This is a genomic window from Chryseobacterium aquifrigidense, from assembly GCF_006716485.1.
GTDB lineage: Bacteria > Bacteroidota > Bacteroidia > Flavobacteriales > Weeksellaceae > Chryseobacterium > Chryseobacterium vietnamense.
In genome coordinates, this window is record NZ_VFPD01000001.1 from 656,919 (window position 1) to 675,653 (window position 18,735).

At 36.9% G+C, this 18,735-nt stretch carries 17 protein-coding genes; 5 read left to right on the forward strand and 12 right to left on the reverse strand.

Translation table 11 applies throughout. The features are described 5' to 3' along the window. Nucleotides 1-220: 220 nt before the first annotated feature. Nucleotides 221-1,513 carry a hypothetical protein gene (locus FB551_RS02910; protein ID WP_142014813.1) on the forward strand — a complete coding sequence of 431 codons (1,293 nt, stop codon included), beginning with the start codon at nucleotides 221-223 and terminating at the stop codon, nucleotides 1,511-1,513. A gap of 53 nt (nucleotides 1,514-1,566) precedes the next feature. Here the strand turns inward: FB551_RS02910 and arsB are convergent, their stop codons facing one another. From arsB to FB551_RS02945, 7 genes are all read right to left on the reverse strand, one after another. Further along, on the reverse strand, nucleotides 1,567-2,598 hold the full coding sequence (gene arsB / locus FB551_RS02915) for an ACR3 family arsenite efflux transporter (RefSeq protein ID WP_142014815.1): 1,032 nt from the start codon (nucleotides 2,596-2,598) through the stop codon (nucleotides 1,567-1,569). A 2-nt stretch (nucleotides 2,599-2,600) separates the two neighbouring features. Then, on the reverse strand, nucleotides 2,601-3,212 hold the full coding sequence (locus tag FB551_RS02920) for an arsenate-mycothiol transferase ArsC (RefSeq protein WP_047431775.1): 612 nt from the start codon (nucleotides 3,210-3,212) through the stop codon (nucleotides 2,601-2,603). Between the two features lie 19 nt (nucleotides 3,213-3,231). Next, the gene (locus tag FB551_RS02925; RefSeq protein WP_142014817.1) at nucleotides 3,232-3,705 is read right to left on the reverse strand and encodes a DUF6428 family protein; all 474 of its coding nucleotides are present in this window, start codon (nucleotides 3,703-3,705) and stop codon (nucleotides 3,232-3,234) included. Nucleotides 3,706-3,780: 75 nt separating this feature from the next. Then, nucleotides 3,781-4,110, reverse strand: coding sequence for an ArsR/SmtB family transcription factor (locus tag FB551_RS02930; protein ID WP_047375646.1), 330 nt, complete (start codon nucleotides 4,108-4,110; stop codon nucleotides 3,781-3,783). Between the two features lie 174 nt (nucleotides 4,111-4,284). Then, nucleotides 4,285-5,226 (reverse strand): MBL fold metallo-hydrolase, encoded by a 942-nt coding sequence (locus FB551_RS02935; RefSeq protein WP_142014821.1) that lies wholly within the window; start codon nucleotides 5,224-5,226, stop codon nucleotides 4,285-4,287. 125 nt (nucleotides 5,227-5,351) lie between these two features. Beyond that, entirely contained in the window at nucleotides 5,352-6,473 is a 1,122-nt protein-coding gene (locus FB551_RS02940; RefSeq protein ID WP_142014824.1) for an agmatine deiminase family protein, read from the reverse strand. Nucleotides 6,474-6,542: 69 nt separating this feature from the next. Then, complete coding sequence (locus tag FB551_RS02945) at nucleotides 6,543-7,406, reverse strand: AraC family transcriptional regulator (RefSeq protein WP_226798603.1); 864 nt, start codon at nucleotides 7,404-7,406, stop codon at nucleotides 6,543-6,545. A gap of 127 nt (nucleotides 7,407-7,533) precedes the next feature. On the opposite strand from FB551_RS02945, the gene FB551_RS02950 reads away from it, so the two are divergent. Together FB551_RS02950 and FB551_RS02955 are read left to right on the forward strand one after the other, a co-directional pair. After that, entirely contained in the window at nucleotides 7,534-7,782 is a 249-nt protein-coding gene (locus tag FB551_RS02950; protein WP_047431762.1) for a hypothetical protein, read from the forward strand. Beyond that, nucleotides 7,783-8,190, forward strand: coding sequence for a YybH family protein (locus tag FB551_RS02955; protein ID WP_047431760.1), 408 nt, complete (start codon nucleotides 7,783-7,785; stop codon nucleotides 8,188-8,190). A gap of 135 nt (nucleotides 8,191-8,325) precedes the next feature. Here FB551_RS02955 and FB551_RS02960 read toward each other — a convergent pair whose 3' ends face one another. The 5 genes from FB551_RS02960 to FB551_RS02980 form a co-directional block, all read right to left on the reverse strand. Beyond that, nucleotides 8,326-9,780, reverse strand: coding sequence for a sigma 54-interacting transcriptional regulator (locus FB551_RS02960; RefSeq protein WP_142014830.1), 1,455 nt, complete (start codon nucleotides 9,778-9,780; stop codon nucleotides 8,326-8,328). 61 nt (nucleotides 9,781-9,841) lie between these two features. After that, entirely contained in the window at nucleotides 9,842-10,981 is a 1,140-nt protein-coding gene (locus tag FB551_RS02965; RefSeq protein ID WP_142014833.1) for a vWA domain-containing protein, read from the reverse strand. A 252-nt stretch (nucleotides 10,982-11,233) separates the two neighbouring features. Beyond that, the gene (locus FB551_RS02970) at nucleotides 11,234-12,208 is read right to left on the reverse strand and encodes a bifunctional helix-turn-helix transcriptional regulator/GNAT family N-acetyltransferase (protein ID WP_142014836.1); all 975 of its coding nucleotides are present in this window, start codon (nucleotides 12,206-12,208) and stop codon (nucleotides 11,234-11,236) included. 215 nt (nucleotides 12,209-12,423) lie between these two features. After that, nucleotides 12,424-14,196: a flavin monoamine oxidase family protein gene (locus tag FB551_RS02975; RefSeq protein WP_142014839.1), complete on the reverse strand. Its 1,773-nt coding sequence runs from the start codon at nucleotides 14,194-14,196 to the stop codon at nucleotides 12,424-12,426. 13 nt (nucleotides 14,197-14,209) lie between these two features. After that, the gene (locus FB551_RS02980) at nucleotides 14,210-15,397 is read right to left on the reverse strand and encodes an FAD-dependent oxidoreductase (RefSeq protein WP_142014842.1); all 1,188 of its coding nucleotides are present in this window, start codon (nucleotides 15,395-15,397) and stop codon (nucleotides 14,210-14,212) included. Nucleotides 15,398-16,103: 706 nt separating this feature from the next. Between FB551_RS02980 and FB551_RS02985 the strand changes: the two genes are divergently transcribed. Together FB551_RS02985 and FB551_RS02990 are read left to right on the forward strand one after the other, a co-directional pair. After that, nucleotides 16,104-17,810 (forward strand): sensor histidine kinase, encoded by a 1,707-nt coding sequence (locus tag FB551_RS02985; RefSeq protein ID WP_226798604.1) that lies wholly within the window; start codon nucleotides 16,104-16,106, stop codon nucleotides 17,808-17,810. Continuing rightward, nucleotides 17,788-18,441, forward strand: a complete 654-nt coding sequence (locus FB551_RS02990; protein WP_185150197.1) for a response regulator — start codon at nucleotides 17,788-17,790, stop codon at nucleotides 18,439-18,441. The genes FB551_RS02985 and FB551_RS02990 overlap by 23 nt, the downstream gene beginning before the upstream one ends. Nucleotides 18,442-18,735 lie beyond the last annotated feature (294 nt).

Here is an 18,735-nt window from a genome sequence, read left to right on the forward strand (position 1 = left end):
ACAAATAAATATTTATTTCTTCGTTCTCCGGTTTGTAATAATTTTTCCACAACCGGATGGCCATTTTATTACAGATGTTTTTTGGGGCTGTAATTGTTCTTGATTGCTGTAATTCATTATATTAGCTTTCTAAAGTATTTAATTTGCATTTATCATATGAGTATTATTGTAGATGCAGCCATCTATTTTAGAGAAAAACTTAACCATAAAGAATTTAACCATGAAGCAGACCGTTGCTACAGCTTTCTTTTTCTTATTTGTATTGGGTGTAAAAGCACAAAAGCAATCTATTTCCCCTGATACTGTTTCTATTTTTTTCGATGAGTTAAAAACAGCTTCAAAGAAGAATATCGGACTTTGGAACAAAGATTTATATGGTCCTATGATTTTAATTGATCCGAAAACCAGAGAGCTTTTTGCCAATGAGCCAGATTCGGAGGGCATTCTGAAAGGTAATGGCACTACTTATTCTGGAATTTTACCTGCTGCTCTCAATATTGCCAATACCGCAGTCAATTGGGGTGGAAAAAGATGGGCAATGGTTATGCTCCCCCTTTCTGAAAATAAAGAAAACAGAATTAATCTTTTAGCTCATGAATCTTTTCATAGCATTCAGCCTTCATTGGGATTTACGCTTAACAATTCGGAAAATAATCATCTGGATCAGAAGGAGGGCAGAATTTATCTACGTCTTGAACTGGAAGCGCTAAAGCAGACGCTCCGATCATCCTCAGAAAAAGATATGAAGCAGCACCTTACCGATGCATTGATCTTTAGAAAATACAGGAATACACTTTACAAAGGTTCTGAGACTACAGAAAACCTCCTGGAACTGAATGAAGGAATTGCTGAGTTTACGGGGTTCATTGTGAGCGGAAGAAATAAAGAGCAGGCAAGATCATCTCTTTTGAATGGCATTGATGGTTTTATGAAAAATCCCACATTTGTACGTTCATTTGCTTATTATACAACACCTGTTTATGGATATTTGCTGTATCAAAAAGATCCGGACTGGAATAAAAAAATTGATGCAAAAACTGACTTGGCCAGCTATTTCAGTAAAGCATTCGATATAAGAATTGAGGCTGACCTGCAAAAAGAAGTTAAAAAACGATCTGATCATTATAACGGACAATCAATTATAAAGGAGGAAACCGAAAGAGAAGAACAGACTAAGAGACTTATTGCTGAATATAAACTGAAATTCATTCAACAACCTCATTTTGAAATCAAATTTGAAAAAATGAATGTTTCATTTGATCCAAGAAATATTGTGCCCTTAGAAGATAAGGGGACGGTATACCCCAATATCTGGATTACTGATTTGTGGGGTATTCTTACAATTGAAAACGGGGCATTAATGAGCCCGAATTGGGATAAAATTTCAATATCAAATCCAGTGAAAACGGAAAATAAAAAAGTGTCCGGTGACGGATGGACCCTGGAACTGACAGATGGTTATGTGATAACTAAAGATGAAGGCAGTGGAAATTATAAATTGATTAAGAACTGATATCCATAAAAAAGCATCCCTGTTTCGGCGATGCTTTTTATTTTATAATGAGATTAATGATACCATTTCTTTTTCAAGAATAGACTTGCTTTTACCAGCAGTATTAGCACTGGAACCTCTACCAATGGTCCTATCACTCCTACAAATGCCTGCGGCGAATGAATACCAAAAACTGAGATGGCAACGGCAATAGCCAGTTCAAAATTATTTCCCGTAGCGGTAAAAGCTATAGATACATTTTTATCATAAGGGATTCTTAGTATTTTATTGATCATAAAACTTACAAAAAACATCAAAACAAAATAGATAACCAAGGGGACTGCTACCTTAATGACATCCATTGGCAATTCCAGTATTTTAGAGCCTTTTAAGCTAAACATCAGTACGATGGTCAATAACAGAGCATACAATGTCACAGGAGAAATCTTAGGTACAAATTTTCTGTTGTACCACTCAGCACCTTTTGATTTCATCAGGACATAACGGGTGATAAAACCTGCCAGAAAAGGTATGCCAAGGTAAATCAATACGCTTTCTGTGATATCCTGCATAGAAACATTAACATTAAAGCTTGCCAGGCCTAATTGACCAGGAAGTACATTGATAAACAACCACACCAGAAAACTATAGGTGAATACCTGAAAGATACTGTTTAAAGCAACCAGCAAAGCGGCATATTCTCTGTTTCCTTTGGCGAGATCATTCCAGACAATCACCATAGCAATACATCTCGCCAGTCCAATGAGGATTAATCCGGACATATAATCGGGTTCATGTCTTAAAAAAAGGATAGCAAGACCAAACATAAGAACCGGACCAATAATCCAGTTGAGCAATAAAGAAATACCGATTACTTTTTTATCTTTAAAAACCAATGGCAGAAGAGTGTAGTCGACCTTGGCTAGTGGTGGATACATCATCAAGATGAGTCCGATTGCGAGAGGAATATTAGTAGTTCCAACCGACTGTGAATTGATAAAGTCAGGAATAGACGGTAAAAGATGCCCCAAAGCAATCCCTATCCCCATAGACAGAAAGATCCATAAGGTAAGATAACGGTCAAGAAATTTTAATTTTGGCTGCATGATTATCTTTTGATTTGAGAAAAAGCATACAACATTTCTTCTGCAATTTGTAAACTTCTTTCAGTATATACTGCAGTCTGTTCCGGGGTATTATCTGAAATTTTAGGATCTTCAAATGTGATCGGAATTCTTTTTTCCGCACCTGGAATAAAAGGGCATCCGCCATCTGCCTGTGAGCAGGTCATAATTGCTGCAAAACCGGATATAGGATTGAATGGGTTCTCATATTTTTTTGAAAAACCAATGATAGGAAGACTATTGTCATCATATTTTATAGCATATACAGGATTGGCTGTATCAGCAATGCTGAAAACTGAAAAGCCATGTTCTGTCAAGACTTCTGCAATTTTAGGAAATAATGCAGTTGTTTCCGTTCCTCCCGAATAGCAGTGAACTAGTGGAATCGTAAAGAAAGAAGCTGCTGCCCGTGCCCAGATCTGTGCCAGATGACTTCGGCGGGAATTGTGAGTGCAGATAAAATTCAGGTTAATTTCTGTGTTGTCATCCACTTTTTGCTGGATAAAATGAATCAATGGTGCCAGAATCTCTTTTCTATGACTCTCTATATTTTCCCATTTAAGAGATTGAATCGTGTTTAATAATTTTGGATACATAAGATTTTAATACAATTAATTAGCAGCATCCTAATCCCGGTGTGCAAGCTGATGTTGGGCTTACAGGTAATTCAGAAAGATTTTTCTTTTGTTTTTCAGTAGGAATTCCGCAGGTTTCCTGGGCAAGGCAGGCTGTTGTTTTGTTTTTCAGTATGAAATTTTTTCCGTTAAATTCCAGATCATACTTGCCAATAGTTTCCCCCTGATATTCAACTTCAATTTCCGAGTTTTCTATTCCTAACTTTTGTTCAGAAAGCTGAATGATATGAAGTAGTTTTTCTGGTTTCAAACGGTGTTCATAATCATCTGCATCCCACAGCTGGAAGTTGACCACTTTTTCATTTCTGATTACCCCTCCGCAATCAATGAAGTTTTTTACAATCTGGCCCACTTCTGTTACATGGAAATGTTCAGGAACAAAATTTCCGTTTTCTAATTGAAATTCAATATTTTCCAGTGTAGGGAGAATTTCTTTGATTTCTGATAGTTTCATAGTAGAGTAAAATTTAGTGTTATAATTTTGTAATGTTATATTGCAATATTACGATGTGTTAGCTCAAAAAAATGCTTAGCAGCATTGTTTAATAGTAACATCCTGATTAAAAAACAGGTTGAATTCATTCTGAAACTGCTTCCAGGTGCTTTCATTGATGCAGTAACATACAGACTTTCCTTCAATGGAACCTTTGATGATTCCAATATTCTTCAGCTCTTTTAAATGCTGTGAGATAGTTGCCTGTGCCAAGCCAAGTTCTTCAACAAGATCATTACAGATACATGCCTTTTGATTGATGATATATTGTAAAATAGCGATTCTTGCCGGGTGTCCCAAAACTTTAAGCAGAGATGCCAGCTTATTTTGTTCTTCAGTATAAATTTCTGTTTTAGTAACTCCCATTGTTTTATTTTTATATTGCAATATTACAATGATAAATCAATTAAACAATAAAAAACTCCAAAATTTTAATAAATTACATGTAAGTATCTGTAATTTAGTTTGTTATATTTGTTATAGGTAATAACGCATGCAATAAAAAAGATGAAGCTTATTACTGCTTCATCTTTTTATTAGTTATGGTAAACTGATTTTTTTACCCTGTTCAGGAAAAATATAATTTACTTTTAGAGGGTTGTTTTTCAGTAACTCTTTTTTGATGAGTTCAGGATTATCACCTGTAGGTTTTCTGTGAGTAACCACAATGTTGAGCCCCTCAAGACTGTTTTGTCCGGTTTTTTCTTTGAGCTTACTCAATTCCTCAATCAGGAGATCAGGAGTAAGGTGTCCGAACAGAAGATGTTCCGGCTGGCTGTTGGGGAAAGAAACTTCAATTAATATCGTATTGAGCTGTCTTTTTTTAACAAGAGGAGCTGCCATGTTCCAAAGTTGATCCAAACGGTCAGATTTTTCTATACGGTCTGCACCAGTATCTCCCAGATAAAGCAGATAGTGGTCATCTCTTCTTACCAATGCAGCACTGCTTTTATATGGATTTACATGGCTTAGTTCATAACCTGTAATGAAAAACGGAGTTTTAGGCGCAGGAATTTCAGTTCCTTCCTGAAGTTCATTATAATGGTATTTCCCAAGGATTGGTTTTTGTCCCTGATCTGCAAAATTGATCCAGGTATCTGTAATAAAGTAATGATTCTGCAAAATCTGAATCACAGGAGCTATCGCAAAAATATCTTTCCTGGAATCAGCCGGAGAATTGATGATAAGCCCTGATAAATGATCCAGATGGCCATGGGATACAAAATATCCTTTTATCTGATCTTTTAAAACCGTTTCTGCTGATCCCTGAAGGCTTTTCAGTTCAATCGCTTTTCGGATTCCTGCATTTACAGTACCGGCATCAAGGCAGAGAAATGCATTGTCTTTTGGAGCGCCTACAAGATAGGCTGATAGATTGTCTTCCTGCTCACCACCATATATTCCTAAGGGAATTACATCAAAATTTTGTGCCTGGCAAACAATATTCAGAAGAACCAATAACGAAAGTGCTGTTTTTTTCATAATATTTATAATAGAAAACCATCTTTTTCAAGATGGATAAAGCAAATTTACGCTATTTTTTGACGACTGATGCCCCGAATCAGTAAAGCCTGCTGATTTTCAGCAGGCTTTACTTTTCTGTTATTTTATTGAGGTTGCTGCTGGGTTACACAATGAACCATTCCTCCATTGGCGAATAAATTACGACAATCGATTCCAACTACCTGTTTGCCAGGATACAACTGTTGGATGATGTTATTGGCAACCGCATCATTCGGGTCGTTATAATTAGGAACCAGTACACGGTTATTGGCGATATAATAATTAATGTATGAAGCGCGGCCTACATTTTTTCCGTAAGTAGTGATCACATCATTTCTTGTTAAAGGTACTTTTACAAACTGATAAGCCGCTCCGGTTTTTGTGGTAGCATCGTACAGTTTATCAATATCTCCATCAGGAACCTGCCAGTAGGCAAGATCATCAGGATTCATTGTAATAATAGTGGATGAATTGGCAAATCGGGCAAACCCGTCAATATGCATGTCTGTGATATCAAGACCTGCTTTTCCATTCAACCAGATAAATTTGGTTACCCCTAGATTTTTAGTAAATATAGCTTCTGCCTGCTGTTGGGTCATACCCGGATTTCTGTTATTATTCAGAATAGAACTTTTACAGGCCATCAACACTCCGTTTCCGTCAATTTCCACACTTCCTCCTTCATTGATCATGACTGAATTAAGATTGATTTTTGGAATATTGGTATCTGCTGATATTTTAGAAGGAATTGTATTGCATTGGCTGTAATCGGCCTTGTTTCCCCAGCCGTTAAATCCCCAGTCCTGAATAAATAACTGTCCGTTTTGGTCTTTTACATAAATAGGACCGTTATCTCTTACCCAGAAATCATCCGTTGGATAAATTCTGAAGTTGATATTGGTAAGAGGAACTCCTGCCGTATTGAGAAGCCCTGTAATACGATTCTTTTCAGTACCGTCATAAGCAATAATGTGAACCTTTTCACTCTGTACAAGCTCTTTGGTCATTGCTACCCAGGTGGCGTCCAGACGGTTTCTGTAGGTAGTTCCATATTGATACTGGTGTGGCCACTGAAGCCAGGTTCCTTCATGGGGAGCTGATTCTTCAGGCATTTTGTAAACAGTCGTTTCCGGATGTACCATACCCGGTAATTCTGTTAAGTCTGCTGATGAGCAGGATAATAGAAGAAGAGGTAATAATGGGAACATGATTTTCTTTTTTTGCATAACTGATCTATTTTTTACAGAGCAAAATTAGATCGATTGTTTTTCTTAAAGTTGTCCCAAATTGACAACTTACTTCAAAGGTAATAAAATATAGGTCAGCTGTTTTTCCTGGTCATCTTCGTTTTCAGCATGATTTTCATACTTTTCGATGATAGGAGTGTGTGAAAATTCAAGTCCTGAATTAAAAATCCAGCCGGCATAGATCTTTGTATAGGTATCGTCTATTGTTTCATAGCTTCCGGAATGGGTAAAGCGGGCATATTTGCCTCCGAATATCATTTTTGAAGGTAACTTTCTAGTTTCGGATTGAACAGATGAACAAGCGTCATAACGGCAGTTGATTTCTGTTTTTATTAACGGTTCGTCGGCTATGACCCCGAAATATTCTGCTCCGGTGCCAGAGAAATCATTTTCCATAAATTTTTCCCACAGTACTTCAATTTCTTCATTGTTATAATAGGTATTTATGCTCTGATAATATACCTGCACAGGCTTCAGATAAACAATTTCCGGTTCCAGTACTACTTTTGAGGTAATGGGGATGATTGCATCTCCACAAAGGAGCTGTTCTTTACTTTGTCTTGCAGCTTTAGGGGAAATCCCAAAATGTTGTTTAAAAGCCTTGGAAAAGGAAGCGATATTGGCAAAACCCACTTCAATGGCAATGGAGGTAAGATTTTCCTGAGTGTACAGAATCCGTTTATAAGCATTTTCCACTTTTAATCTTTGCTGGAAAGCACCTATTGTTTCTCCGCAGCTGTATTTGAAAATACGCTGGATATTCCGGTAAGAATAATGTGAAATATCTTCCAGTTCCTTTACAGAAACAGGGTGGTCATAATTCTTTTCCATGAAATTGATAACTCTGTAGATACAATTCAGGCTGTCTTCCATACGCTTGAAGTTTTCAGAAAAATAAAGTCTGAAATTCATTACAAATAAAAGAAATAAAAAAATATCTCAGCAAAATTGTATTTTAGCTTCTGGTAAAAACAGATCCGGAAACCATAATTTTTACCATTTTAAAGACAAAAAACAACTAAAAAAACTGAAACAAACCATGGAAAAAGAATTATCACAATTAACCGACCAGGAATTATTAGAAAAGAAAAAAGAAGCTAAATCCGGCAATATTCTCAACGCTGTACTTCTGGGAGTAATGGTTGGTATTTCGATTTACAGTACAATAACTGACGGTTTCGGGTTTCTGACTGTCTTACCATTATTTTTTATAGGTTCTATTGCCAGCCGCTGGAATAAAAATAAAAAACAGCTAGACGAAGAGTTAAACTCCAGAAATCTAAAATAAATGCAAAACTTTGACAGAAAAACAGAAGCAGGTGCCGTAGCCTATTTCCGTCACTGTATAAAAAATGGAGATGCTGCGGGAGCATTAAGCTGTTTTCATCCTGATGCTGTCTACATTGACAGGGATGGGAGAGAGCTGAGAGGGCTTGATCAGATAGCGTTGGCTATGAATGAGATTTGCCGCTTAAAAATGGATATCCAGGGCGAAACTCCCCATATAACTGTTGTAAATGATCTGGCCATGTGGCAGGATCAGTGGGAAATGACAGGAACTGCTCCGGATGGACATCCTCTTCATATGACAGGCAATACTTCCTGTATCATGAAAAGAAATGAAGAAGGAGAATGGTTATGGCTGGTGGACAACCCTTTCGGTTCTGCTGTGCTTAAAAATGACAATCTGGTATAAAGTCTAAAATAATCGTTTTGATAATCAAGTTTATGAGACTTTTGATTTCTGATTTCTGGAGACGAAGTCTTTCAGAAACAAAATAAAAAACCTTCAGCTGAACTGAAGGTTTACTTTTATATTATCTTACTGACTTTAGTTACGTAAGAATTGACCAATTCCAGGAGAATCAAAAGTGAAAGCATTCTGATTTTCAGATTTGTCAATTTTATTACTGATGGTTAGTGCCCATAGCACCAGCTCTTTGCAGAAATTCTGGTCTTCTTTGCTCAGCTCGGAGGTATTTTCTTCCACTACAGTGGTTAATGGTTCAATCTTATCAAGTTTAGCATAAAATTCTTCATCCGTATCATTGTAATTAAGCTCTAAATGATTTTTGTTGAACCATCTGATCAGATCAGTGTACGGCGTTTTGATTCCTTCTTTTTCCAGTTTTGAAATACGTGGGAACAGGCTTTCAAATTGGGTCATTACCGCTTTATCAATTAATATTTTGGCAACATAATCTGCACCTTCCTGCTCTCCTTCATATACCAGTTCGATTTTTCCTGTGATGGATGGAATAATCGACATAAAATCAAGCAGACGTACCGTTGTTCTTTCTGCACCGGATTCAATCAAACGTAATTTGGCTGCTGCGATTAAATTTTCCATAGCACTGATCGTAAGACGTGCACTTACACCGCTTTTTGCATCCACGTATTCGCTGACACGGGCAGCAAAAGCAACTTCTTCCAAAAGATCTTTCGCCAGATCAGGAATCTGGATCTGTGCTTTATCTTCAGCTGAAATCAATGCTTCCTGTTCTGTAATCTGTCTTGCAAGCGCGATAGTTTTCGGATAATGGGTAAAAATCTGAGATCCGATTCTGTCTTTCAGTGGAGTTACAATACTTCCTCTGTTGGTATAATCTTCCGGATTTGCTGTGAAGACAAATTGAATATCAAGCGGCATTCTTAGCTGGAAACCACGGATCTGAATGTCTCCTTCCTGCAAAATATTAAACAGGGAAACCTGAATTCTGGCCTGTAAATCCGGTAATTCATTTAAAACAAAAATAGAACGGTTCGCACGTGGAATCATTCCGTAATGTAAAACACGTTCATCGGAATAGGGTAGTTTCAAGGTTGCTGCTTTAATAGGATCTATATCGCCAATTAAATCTGCAACATTCACATCCGGAGTAGCCAGTTTTTCGTAGAAACGGTGAGAACGGTGTACCCATGAAATTGGGGTTTCATCACCCAGTTCATCAATCAGATCTTTGGCATATTTTGAAATAGGATGAAACGGACTGTCATTAATTTCTGATCCTTTTACGATGGGCATGTATTCATCAAGCAGATTAACCATGCTTCTTGCAATTCTGGTTTTTGCCTGTCCGCGCAGTCCCAATAAATTGATGTGGTGACCGGCAAGAATTGCTTTTTTCAATTGGGGCACTACCGTGTCTTCATATCCCCAAAGGCCTTCAAATACAGGTTCTTTAGCTTTAATCCTCGCAATTAAGTTGGCCTGAATTTCCTCATTAATTGTTTTATGAGTATAACCGGATTTTTTTAATTCTTTGAATGTAATATCGTTTTTCATTGTCTTGTAATACTATTTATACAATCTGATTTTTACTTTTAAATGATATAAAATCGGATCTTTATATTCTTCTTATTCTGTTTTTTTCGTAATCTTCAAAAATCATTTGTCCTAAACCGGATAGTCCGGTGAGGAAGGCTTTTCCCTTGTTTTGAGCTGTAAATTCTTCCACAAACTGACGCAGATAAGGGTCCTGAGCAATCATGAAGGTCGTAATAGGGATTTTCAGTTTTCTTGCCTGTGCTGCTCTGTTGAAACATTGGTTAACAATTTTTTCATCCAGACCAAAGCTGTTCATATAAAACTCACCGCTGGGTAGCTGAATACAGCTGGGTTTTCCATCAGTGATCATAAAAATCTGTTTGTTGGTATTTCTTTTTCTGCGAAGGATATCCATAGCGAGCTCCAGACCTGCTACCGTATTGGTATGATAAGGGCCTACTTTCAGATAGGGAAGGTCTTTGATCTTGATGGGCCATGCCTCGTTTCCAAAAACAATAATATCAATGGAATCCTTCGGATATTTGCGCTTAATGAGTTCTACCAGTGCCATGGCTACTTTTTTGGCTGGAGTAATCCGGTCTTCACCATATAGAATCATAGAATGGCTGATGTCAATCATCAGAACAGTACTCATTTGAGCCTTATGTTTGGTCTCCTCTACGATGAGATCTTCTTCCGTAAGCCGCAGGTCTGAGATTCCGTTGTTGATTTGTGCATTCTTTAAACTTTCCGTCATATTCACGGCTGCAAGATCATCTCCATATTGGAAAGAACGGTTTTCGCCATCACGTTCATCCCCGATTCCTGTTTTGTTGGTGCGGTGATTTCCGGCTCCGTTTTTCTTTAGTTTTCCGAAAATCTGATCCAGGGCATATTCACGAAGGGCAGCTTCCAGTTTGGGGGTTAATATATTTTTACCTTTTCCACTTCCCGTATTGCCTTCTTCAGAATCTTCTTCCCTGATGTAGCCTCGTTTTTTCAAATCTTCTTCAAAATCCTGAAGGGTATATTCATCACTGAAAATATCATATTCCTGATCAAGCATGTCCAGCCACTCAAAGGCTTCTTCAATATCTCCGGAGGTATGGGTAAGCAAATCTTTGAAAACATCAAAGACCCTGTCAAAATGTGATAATTCCTCCGGCACATGTTTACTGAATATAAAGCCTTTTCCGGGATTAAAATTTTTATCTGTCATAAGATGATAAAGCGGTTTTGCGGTTAATTGCTTTTGAATATTCAGAAAATAGAATGATTTGTCTGAAGTATTCTTTAATTCGTTTCAAACTGAAAAGTTAGGAAAATATCATTTTAAGATTCCCTTAGAGAAATAGAAAATACTAATGATTGCGATACGGAATAAGAATATAATAGGCTGTTATGATAAACTCTGAAAGTATTCTTACCATAGATTGATATTAAAAAATGTACAAATGAAGATTTGTACATTTTAAATAGTCTTGTAGAATTTACTTTTTAGATCTAATTCCATTTGAATATTACAGCGCTGATAAGGAGTTGAACGTCCGGATACTTTCTGGAAACCCAGTTTGTAATACAGATTAATGGCGGGTTTCAGTATGGTATTGCTTTCAAGATATATTTTTGATGCACCGGATTCCTTAGCAGCATTGATTATTGCCTGTCCCAGCAGCCAGCCTATATTCTTTCCTTGTGCTTTGGGCGATACAGCCATTTTTGCCAGCTCAAAATCATAATCCGGATCTTCCATTTTGATAAGAGCACAGACTCCAAGCGGTTCTTCATTATAGAGTGCGACAAGTATTTTTCCTCCTTTATTTAAGATATATTCTTCAGGGTTATCCAATGCTTTATAGTCGGCATCTTCCATTTCAAAATAAGCGGAGATCCACTCTTCATTAAGTGCTTTGAATGCAGATTGGTATTTCACATCATAATCAACGATTTTTACATTTTTGCTTTCGCGGATTTTTTTCTGTTCCTTTACTCTTGAAAGCAATGATCTCTGTTCAAAAAGGTGTTCCCATTCTGCAAGTGCTTCCCAGAGATTATGAGTTGCTTCGTCAATCATTTCATCAATAGCATGATCAATATCTGTGCACTGGATTTTTATATTTTCAGAAAGCTCTTTTCCTTTTTCCGTAAGTCCGGCAATATTTCTCCTCTTATCATCTGACTGCTGATTGTCTTTAACCAATCCTGCAGTGGTCATTTCTTTGATAATTTTGGTTACTGATGGCTGAGAATGTCCTATTTCTTCAGCGATTTCGGTAATGGTTTTTGAACCACCTTCGGAGAGGACAAAGAATACGGGAAACCATTTTGGTGAAAAGTCAGCACCATAAAGTTCATAAATCTTTGCTGCTTCTTCTGTAATATTTGAAGCCATAAACCGCAACCGGCTCCCCAAAGCAATCTTTCCTGTTTTCTCAAATAAATCCATAAGTATAATTAATTATATAACTAGTTATGTAAATATAATAAATTAATAATTACCATGAAGAAAGAATTGAATTAAAATTTTAATTGAATTTAAAACAATGTCATAGAAGATCTCACAGAAGATTGTCCGGGGAATGTTTACTGGAAATACGGGAATAATAAAGCTCCGGATGATTCCGGAGCTTACTAATACATCACCTTACTATGGATACATGGTTACCATCCTAAATAATATTCAGGATCTAACCAGTAGGGCCAGTCTAATTTAAAGTGGGTCTGAAGCATTTTTTCCGCTTCACAGAAGGCTCCTTCCACCCAGCCTTGCTGATCAGAATACGCTTCCCCGATAATATGAATCTGCTCATCCATCAACGGTTTTCTCATATAAGGCATCACCTCTTTTACGGAAAAGCCTGCTTTCCATGCATGATACCCTGCACCGTACGGATCATCTGTCCAGTCTCTGAAATAGGTTACGTAGGGTTGAGGAATATCTATTCCGTGTAATTCTTTCAGCTGATTCATCAATTCATTCACCATGAATTCTGTAGCCTGAACATCATCAAACTTATGCAGTTCTTCCAGTGAGGCAGATCTTGCAGCTCTTACCTTAAACAGCACTTTGTCATCAGAAAGTGCTTTCCAGAATGTTTCTGTTTCCATATCACCATAGCTTCCCAGCAACATTGAATTTTTGGTCTCAGTATCAGTGCCGAAATAATAACACTGTCTCATAGGTAAGTCTGTAATGGAATGTCCGGAATCAATCCCCAGATCTCTCCACCAGGGACGTTCAAAGCCCATAAGAATTTTAAATGCGGGCTCCATGATGATGGAACGGATATTTTCGTTCAGTTTCTGGTGTCTGTTGGCATCAAAAAAGAAGTTATTCTGATCCAGAAGTTCAAGTGATTTTCTCGGCATACCCAATACGATTGAGTTGGCGTATACTTTCCAGGTAGTGTTACTCTGTATATTCAGGAAAGTCAATTCGTATTTATAAGTAGTGGTCAAGTGATGGTCTTTGGTAAAAGTAATCAGTTTGTTTTCAGACCAGATGCGTGCTCCTTCATATTCCATATACGTGTTGGCTACTGCATAGGCAATGCTGTCGTAGCCTTCCTCAATGGTTTTGTAGGTTGTGTCTGCAGAAAAGTCTCCTACCATGTAAGGAAATGCTTCGGCAGAGTTCCAGTTGATGGTATTGGAATAATATCCTCCGGCGTTCGCTAAGAATTCATACCCTTCCTGAGAAACCTGATCTTTGATTAAGTTCCAGAAACCGATATCATTTACCAGACGCTTGTTATAAGGAGAACCAGTGAAATTGTACATCAGCCTTGGTTTTATTACATCCCAGTCGCGGCTGGTCAGTTTAAATGTATAATCATATCCGTTAGGATCTGCAGTAATCAGTTCTTTATAATTTTCAGCTACCCATGCATCTGCCATTAAAACATTGTAAATGATTTTATTGAATAACTGATCAGAACTGAAACCTTCATCCCCTTCATTCAGATAATAGCGGGTAATCAGTTTGTTATCATGTTTCTGTTCTTCTGTCCATGCATTTTGTTTGAAACGTTCTTTTCTGATGTACATCAACAGTTTTTCAGGTTCTCCCATATGGAATGGAATAGGAGTCATCTTATCTTTCAGAACAGGGGTTCTTTTGCTCAGATCTGTTTCTTTCAGGGGGTAACCTTCTATCAGGGTTGTTACAATTTCCTGAGAAGTCAGATAACGCATTCCTCCAAGTTCTCCCCAGAAATTCATTCCCGGCATAATTACGGATTCCAGTCTTCCGCCTAATTTGTCACTCATATCAAAGATCTGTACTTCATGACCGTTGTATTTCTGGTCTGCTACCAGGCGAAAAGCGGTGTACAATCCGGAAGTTCCGGCACCTATAATGGCTACTTCTACTTTAAGGTCGGGCTGCATACCTGGATACAGCGGTGTATTTTTATTGACGTTTTCTTGATTCATGGTTTTATAATTTTTAAAGTGCTAAGAAATATTTATATCCTAATCGAAATGGAGTGATGTCAAAATCAGTATGCCCGTCTAATGCAAGATCCGACATGATTTTTCCTAAGAAAGGCGTGAATTTGGCAGCCCATCCTGTAGCATACACCGCAATATTTTTATGGTTCGGTACATAAGGCGGTGCAAAATCAATCAGCAGTTCTTTATTAGGGATGGTACTTAAAGCGATGAGGCATGTTGAAGTATATTCCGGAACAATGCTGAGGCCGGTCATATGGTTTTTTATCCATTCGGAAGTGTAGGCCAGTTCCTGGGGGTTGGGAATTAATGTTCTGTCACTTGGTTCTTCCAGAGGTTTGATCACAAAATCCGGTGCTACACGGATGTATTCCGGGTGATCCCATTCCACGGAAGGGAAACCATAAAACTGATTGCCATTGTCTCCCGTTGCGTTCTGAAATACAAACCAGGTTGGATATTGTATTGCCGGATCTGTCTTTTTAAAATAAGCAGAAGACATATTCCAGTAAGTGGCTTCTATTTTAAAATCAAGAAGATTGATCACACTGTTGATATAAGGTCCGGGAATGATGGCCAGTTTTTTTGCGATATAAATTCCATTCGGAGTGGTAAGCTCAAAAAGATCACCGTTTTGTTTAATCTCAAGTACTGGGGAATCTTCTCTGAGTTCTACGGTTTCTTCTTTCTGACAAAGGCTTAAAAGTGTTTCAATAGTTGCCTTGAAATTAATGCTTGCCCCATCGGGTTGAAACAATCCTGTATAATTATCCGGCAGATTTTTGAAATGATACTGTTCTTCAATTTCCTTTGACTTTAAAGTAGTATAAGGAACGCCTAAAGCCTGTAATGCTTTCTCTGCTTCAGCAATATTTCCTTCAGTGGAGTGTACTTCAGGATCTCCAAACCAGAGTGTGCCTACTTTGTCAAGCAATGGCGTATCTGTCTTTTTCTGTAATTCATTCCAATAGGGCTCTGCATCCAGAGCCATTTGTACCATATATTCATCCGGATACGGAATCCGGAACTGACGTGATACTCCTGCAGAGCTGCCCAGCTGATTCACAAAAGTATATTGTTCCAGTACTAAAGTTTTAGCCTGACGCTGGCCAAGATGATAAGCCGTAGCCAGACCTATAGCTCCTCCGCCAATGACGATTACGTCGTAGTTTTCTGTAATCATAGGTTATTTGTTTTATTTTTTATACTCGTAAGAAGAAATACAGAAAAGTAAAGACATCAAAATGAAGGAATGTACCATCATTACTGATTTTAATACTCTGTACTTATTGCTACGATAGGTTAAGTGTAGAGACGAATCTTCCGGTACATGTGAATATTCTGGTTTTCCATTGAATATTGTCACTATTAATAAGCATTTCAAAGTAACAAACAAGAGCATATATGTTCTTAGAGTGTAAATTACCAAATGTGGTATTGAGTAGAAATACGGAATGACAGAAAATCCATATCCGGAGGGTAGTTTCAACAATGAAGAAGAGCGAAAATAATAAGTGGTTTCTGGATTTCCAACTCATTTTTGGGGGCTTATTATCCATTATTTCTATAAAATGAGCAGGAGAAGAACATTTTACTGAGCCTCAACTTTTTGCAATTGATCTAAAAAAAAAGATTTACATACATAAAACTGAATGTGTACAAGGCTTTTTAATAGTAAAAAAAAATAAATTCTGTGAGTTTAATCAAATATTCATTATTATAAGAAGACAAAAATTACTTTAACTTTGCCAATTGAATGATATATGCTTATTATGAAATTATTGAAAATAATGCTATATTGTTAAAGGCTAATATCTAATGGACTTACGTCATCAGGAAATTAATTTAACTGATAAACAAATATGAAAAATAAATTCTTAAATTTTAAATTGAGAAAACTTGTTCATTACTCATTGATCCTTTGTATTTTACTGATACAGGTCATTATTGCCATATTTTTCTACAATGAATTTGTCAACGGGAAGAAGCTGAAATTTATTAAAGATCAGCTTGAGGAAAGCCGTGCATTGGGAGGTTTGACTGATAATTCCAGGAAAGATTTCATGGATGCACAGGATCATCTTCAGAAATATATGGCTACTCAGGATAATAAAGATCTGCAGCTCTATTTCCAGTCGTTGAGAAAGCTTAAGACTAATTTTGATAAAATTGGCGAATACGAAAATACGAGTCCAAGATTGAAAAAAAATCTGGCTCTCCGTAGTCAGGATACCTTAAAGAATGCAAAACTGAAGACTTTAATAGATTCAGTGTACCAGACTTCTCTGAAGCCGCCAACAAAAATTGAGGATAATCAATACGAGCCAGCCAAGTATAAAAATGATTTTGAAGATTTCAAGATTCAAACCCGTACTTATGCTGATACTGTAAAAAAGAAAGGTTTTTTCGGACGTTTAAAAGATGCAGTAACAGGGAAAGTGGATGTTCAGAAGGAGAGTACTGTAATCACAATGACCAATAACAAAACCCTGGATCTTTCTCAGGTAAAAACCAAAATGGATAATACCATAAAATCTATGGACAAGCATTATGCAGCTGAGGTAAAAAAGGTTCAGCTACTTGCAGCCCTGAGTCAGAAGAATAATTTACAGTTTTACAGCAATTTCAGTAAGCTGCTGGTATATAGTAATAATTTAATAGAAGTATACGAAAATGCCATCAACGATTTTAAATCTGAACTGGAAAGAGAGTACAATGAACAGAGTTCCAATAATAACAAGATAAGGACTTACCTGGTATTAGGGCTGATGATTCTGATGTTTATTGTTTCTATTCTGATCATGTATTTTACAAGAATGGCATTTGTCTATGAACAAAAACTGGATGCTGCCAATAAAGAGATTAAAAAGAATCTTAATTTCAAAAACAGAATTCTGGGAATGCTCAGTCATGACTTGAGGTCACCTTTGAAAATTATCAATATTTTCATTGATAAAATCCACAGAACAACTGAAGATGAAACGATAAAGGATTACCTTAAATCCATCAAATTTACCAACAGTACTTTGCTTCTGCAGTCTAACCAGATTCTGGAATATACCAAAAACGAAAATGCTGAAAAAGAGCTTATACAGTCAGTTTTCAATCTTAAAGATGAAATCAGTTCCATTGTAAAGGTGATTACCCCATATCTGGAAACGAGAAACAACAGGTTTGTGGTTACAGACAGAATCCCTGAAAATCTGGTGGTATATTCAGATAATATCAGAATCAATCAGATTTTTATGAATATTCTGGGGAATGCCAATAAGTTTACAGAAAATGGGCAGATTGATCTTGTACTGGCTACAGAATCCCTTGGAGAAAATACAATTTGCCTTATCACAACGGTAGCAGATACCGGGGTAGGAATATCAGAATCAGATCTTGGTAAAATTTTTGATCCTTATTATCAGGGTATTGTTTCTGATGAAGTAGATAATCTGGGAGCAGGGCTTGGGCTGAACCTCGTAAAAGAAATTGTAGAGCTTTTTGATGGCAATATATCGGTAGAAAGCAAATTACATAAAGGAACTAAAGTGACATTCAGGATCAATTTAAATCGTAATAATAATGGAAACACCAATACAAAATAAAGAGATTATATTCCTTCTGGCAGACGATCACAGCATTGTACGCCAGGGAATGGAGATTGTTATCAGTGATATTGTTCCTAACGCTAAGGTATATCAGACCTCATCCTTACATCAGGTATTGGAACTGATAGAATCAAAAGGAATCGAGATGGCTGTCATTGATGCCCATTTCCCGGACGGCAACAGTCTTCATATTTTACCGCAGATGAAAAATGCAAATCCTGATCTTAAAATTTTGATTTTTACAGGACTTGAAGAAGAATTGCATGGCCTTAAATTTATTAAAGCAGGTGCTGACGGTTACCTGAGTAAACTGAGTGAAGAGGAGGAGGTAAGGGAAGCGATTGCCACCTTCATTGAGAAAGGGGAGTACTTCTCCGATCTTTTACGTAACCTATTGGTACAGTTTGTTTACAACCCGGATCTGATAAGTCCGCTCAACAGTTTAACCAAAAGAGAAATGCAGATTGCAGAGCTCTATGCAGAAGGATATGGAAATCTGGAAATTTCAAACAGCTTGAATATCAAACAGAATACAGTAAGCACAATCAAAAAAAATATCTTTGAAAAACTAAAGATTGAAAATATGGTTGAGCTTGTTGACCTTGTCAAAACCCACCATAAACTATAGTGTTTTTAAAGGTGTTCTCCACTTCATATTGTCAGCGTATTATATTTCATCGATAAATATCTATAAGTCGATCGACATGTATCGATGGGGTTTGTAGAAGATTTTATGTGGAAATGTTGTTCCTTTGTAATGTGAAATTTAAGTAATGAAAAAGCAACTGAGAAATGCTTTTTAATTTCTGAAGTTTCATACACAAAACAACAAATGATGATAACTATACAAATAATAAACTATAGTTATAGAAACACAAATGATGAAAAATTAATAAACACTGATGAAATTAAAGAAGTGTAT

Excerpts from the sequence above, each read along its gene's own strand:
- FB551_RS02955 (WP_047431760.1), top strand. The coding sequence starts at position 7,783 with ATGCAAAACTTTGACAGAAAAACAGAAGCAGGTGCCGTAGCCTATTTC.
- FB551_RS02925 (WP_142014817.1), bottom strand. The coding sequence starts at position 3,705 with ATGAAACTATCAGAAATCAAAGAAATTCTCCCTACACTGGAAAATATT.
- FB551_RS02930 (WP_047375646.1), bottom strand. The coding sequence starts at position 4,110 with ATGGGAGTTACTAAAACAGAAATTTATACTGAAGAACAAAATAAGCTG.
- FB551_RS02910 (WP_142014813.1), top strand. The coding sequence starts at position 221 with ATGAAGCAGACCGTTGCTACAGCTTTCTTTTTCTTATTTGTATTGGGT.
- FB551_RS02965 (WP_142014833.1), bottom strand. The coding sequence starts at position 10,981 with ATGACAGATAAAAATTTTAATCCCGGAAAAGGCTTTATATTCAGTAAA.
- arsB (WP_142014815.1), bottom strand. The coding sequence starts at position 2,598 with ATGCAGCCAAAATTAAAATTTCTTGACCGTTATCTTACCTTATGGATC.
- FB551_RS02990 (WP_185150197.1), top strand. The coding sequence starts at position 17,788 with ATGGAAACACCAATACAAAATAAAGAGATTATATTCCTTCTGGCAGAC.
- FB551_RS02950 (WP_047431762.1), top strand. The coding sequence starts at position 7,534 with ATGGAAAAAGAATTATCACAATTAACCGACCAGGAATTATTAGAAAAG.
- FB551_RS02935 (WP_142014821.1), bottom strand. The coding sequence starts at position 5,226 with ATGAAAAAAACAGCACTTTCGTTATTGGTTCTTCTGAATATTGTTTGC.
- FB551_RS02980 (WP_142014842.1), bottom strand. The coding sequence starts at position 15,397 with ATGATTACAGAAAACTACGACGTAATCGTCATTGGCGGAGGAGCTATA.
- FB551_RS02940 (WP_142014824.1), bottom strand. The coding sequence starts at position 6,473 with ATGCAAAAAAAGAAAATCATGTTCCCATTATTACCTCTTCTTCTATTA.
- FB551_RS02920 (WP_047431775.1), bottom strand. The coding sequence starts at position 3,212 with ATGTATCCAAAATTATTAAACACGATTCAATCTCTTAAATGGGAAAAT.
- FB551_RS02945 (WP_226798603.1), bottom strand. The coding sequence starts at position 7,406 with ATGAATTTCAGACTTTATTTTTCTGAAAACTTCAAGCGTATGGAAGAC.
- FB551_RS02960 (WP_142014830.1), bottom strand. The coding sequence starts at position 9,780 with ATGAAAAACGATATTACATTCAAAGAATTAAAAAAATCCGGTTATACT.
- FB551_RS02975 (WP_142014839.1), bottom strand. The coding sequence starts at position 14,196 with ATGAATCAAGAAAACGTCAATAAAAATACACCGCTGTATCCAGGTATG.
- FB551_RS02970 (WP_142014836.1), bottom strand. The coding sequence starts at position 12,208 with ATGGATTTATTTGAGAAAACAGGAAAGATTGCTTTGGGGAGCCGGTTG.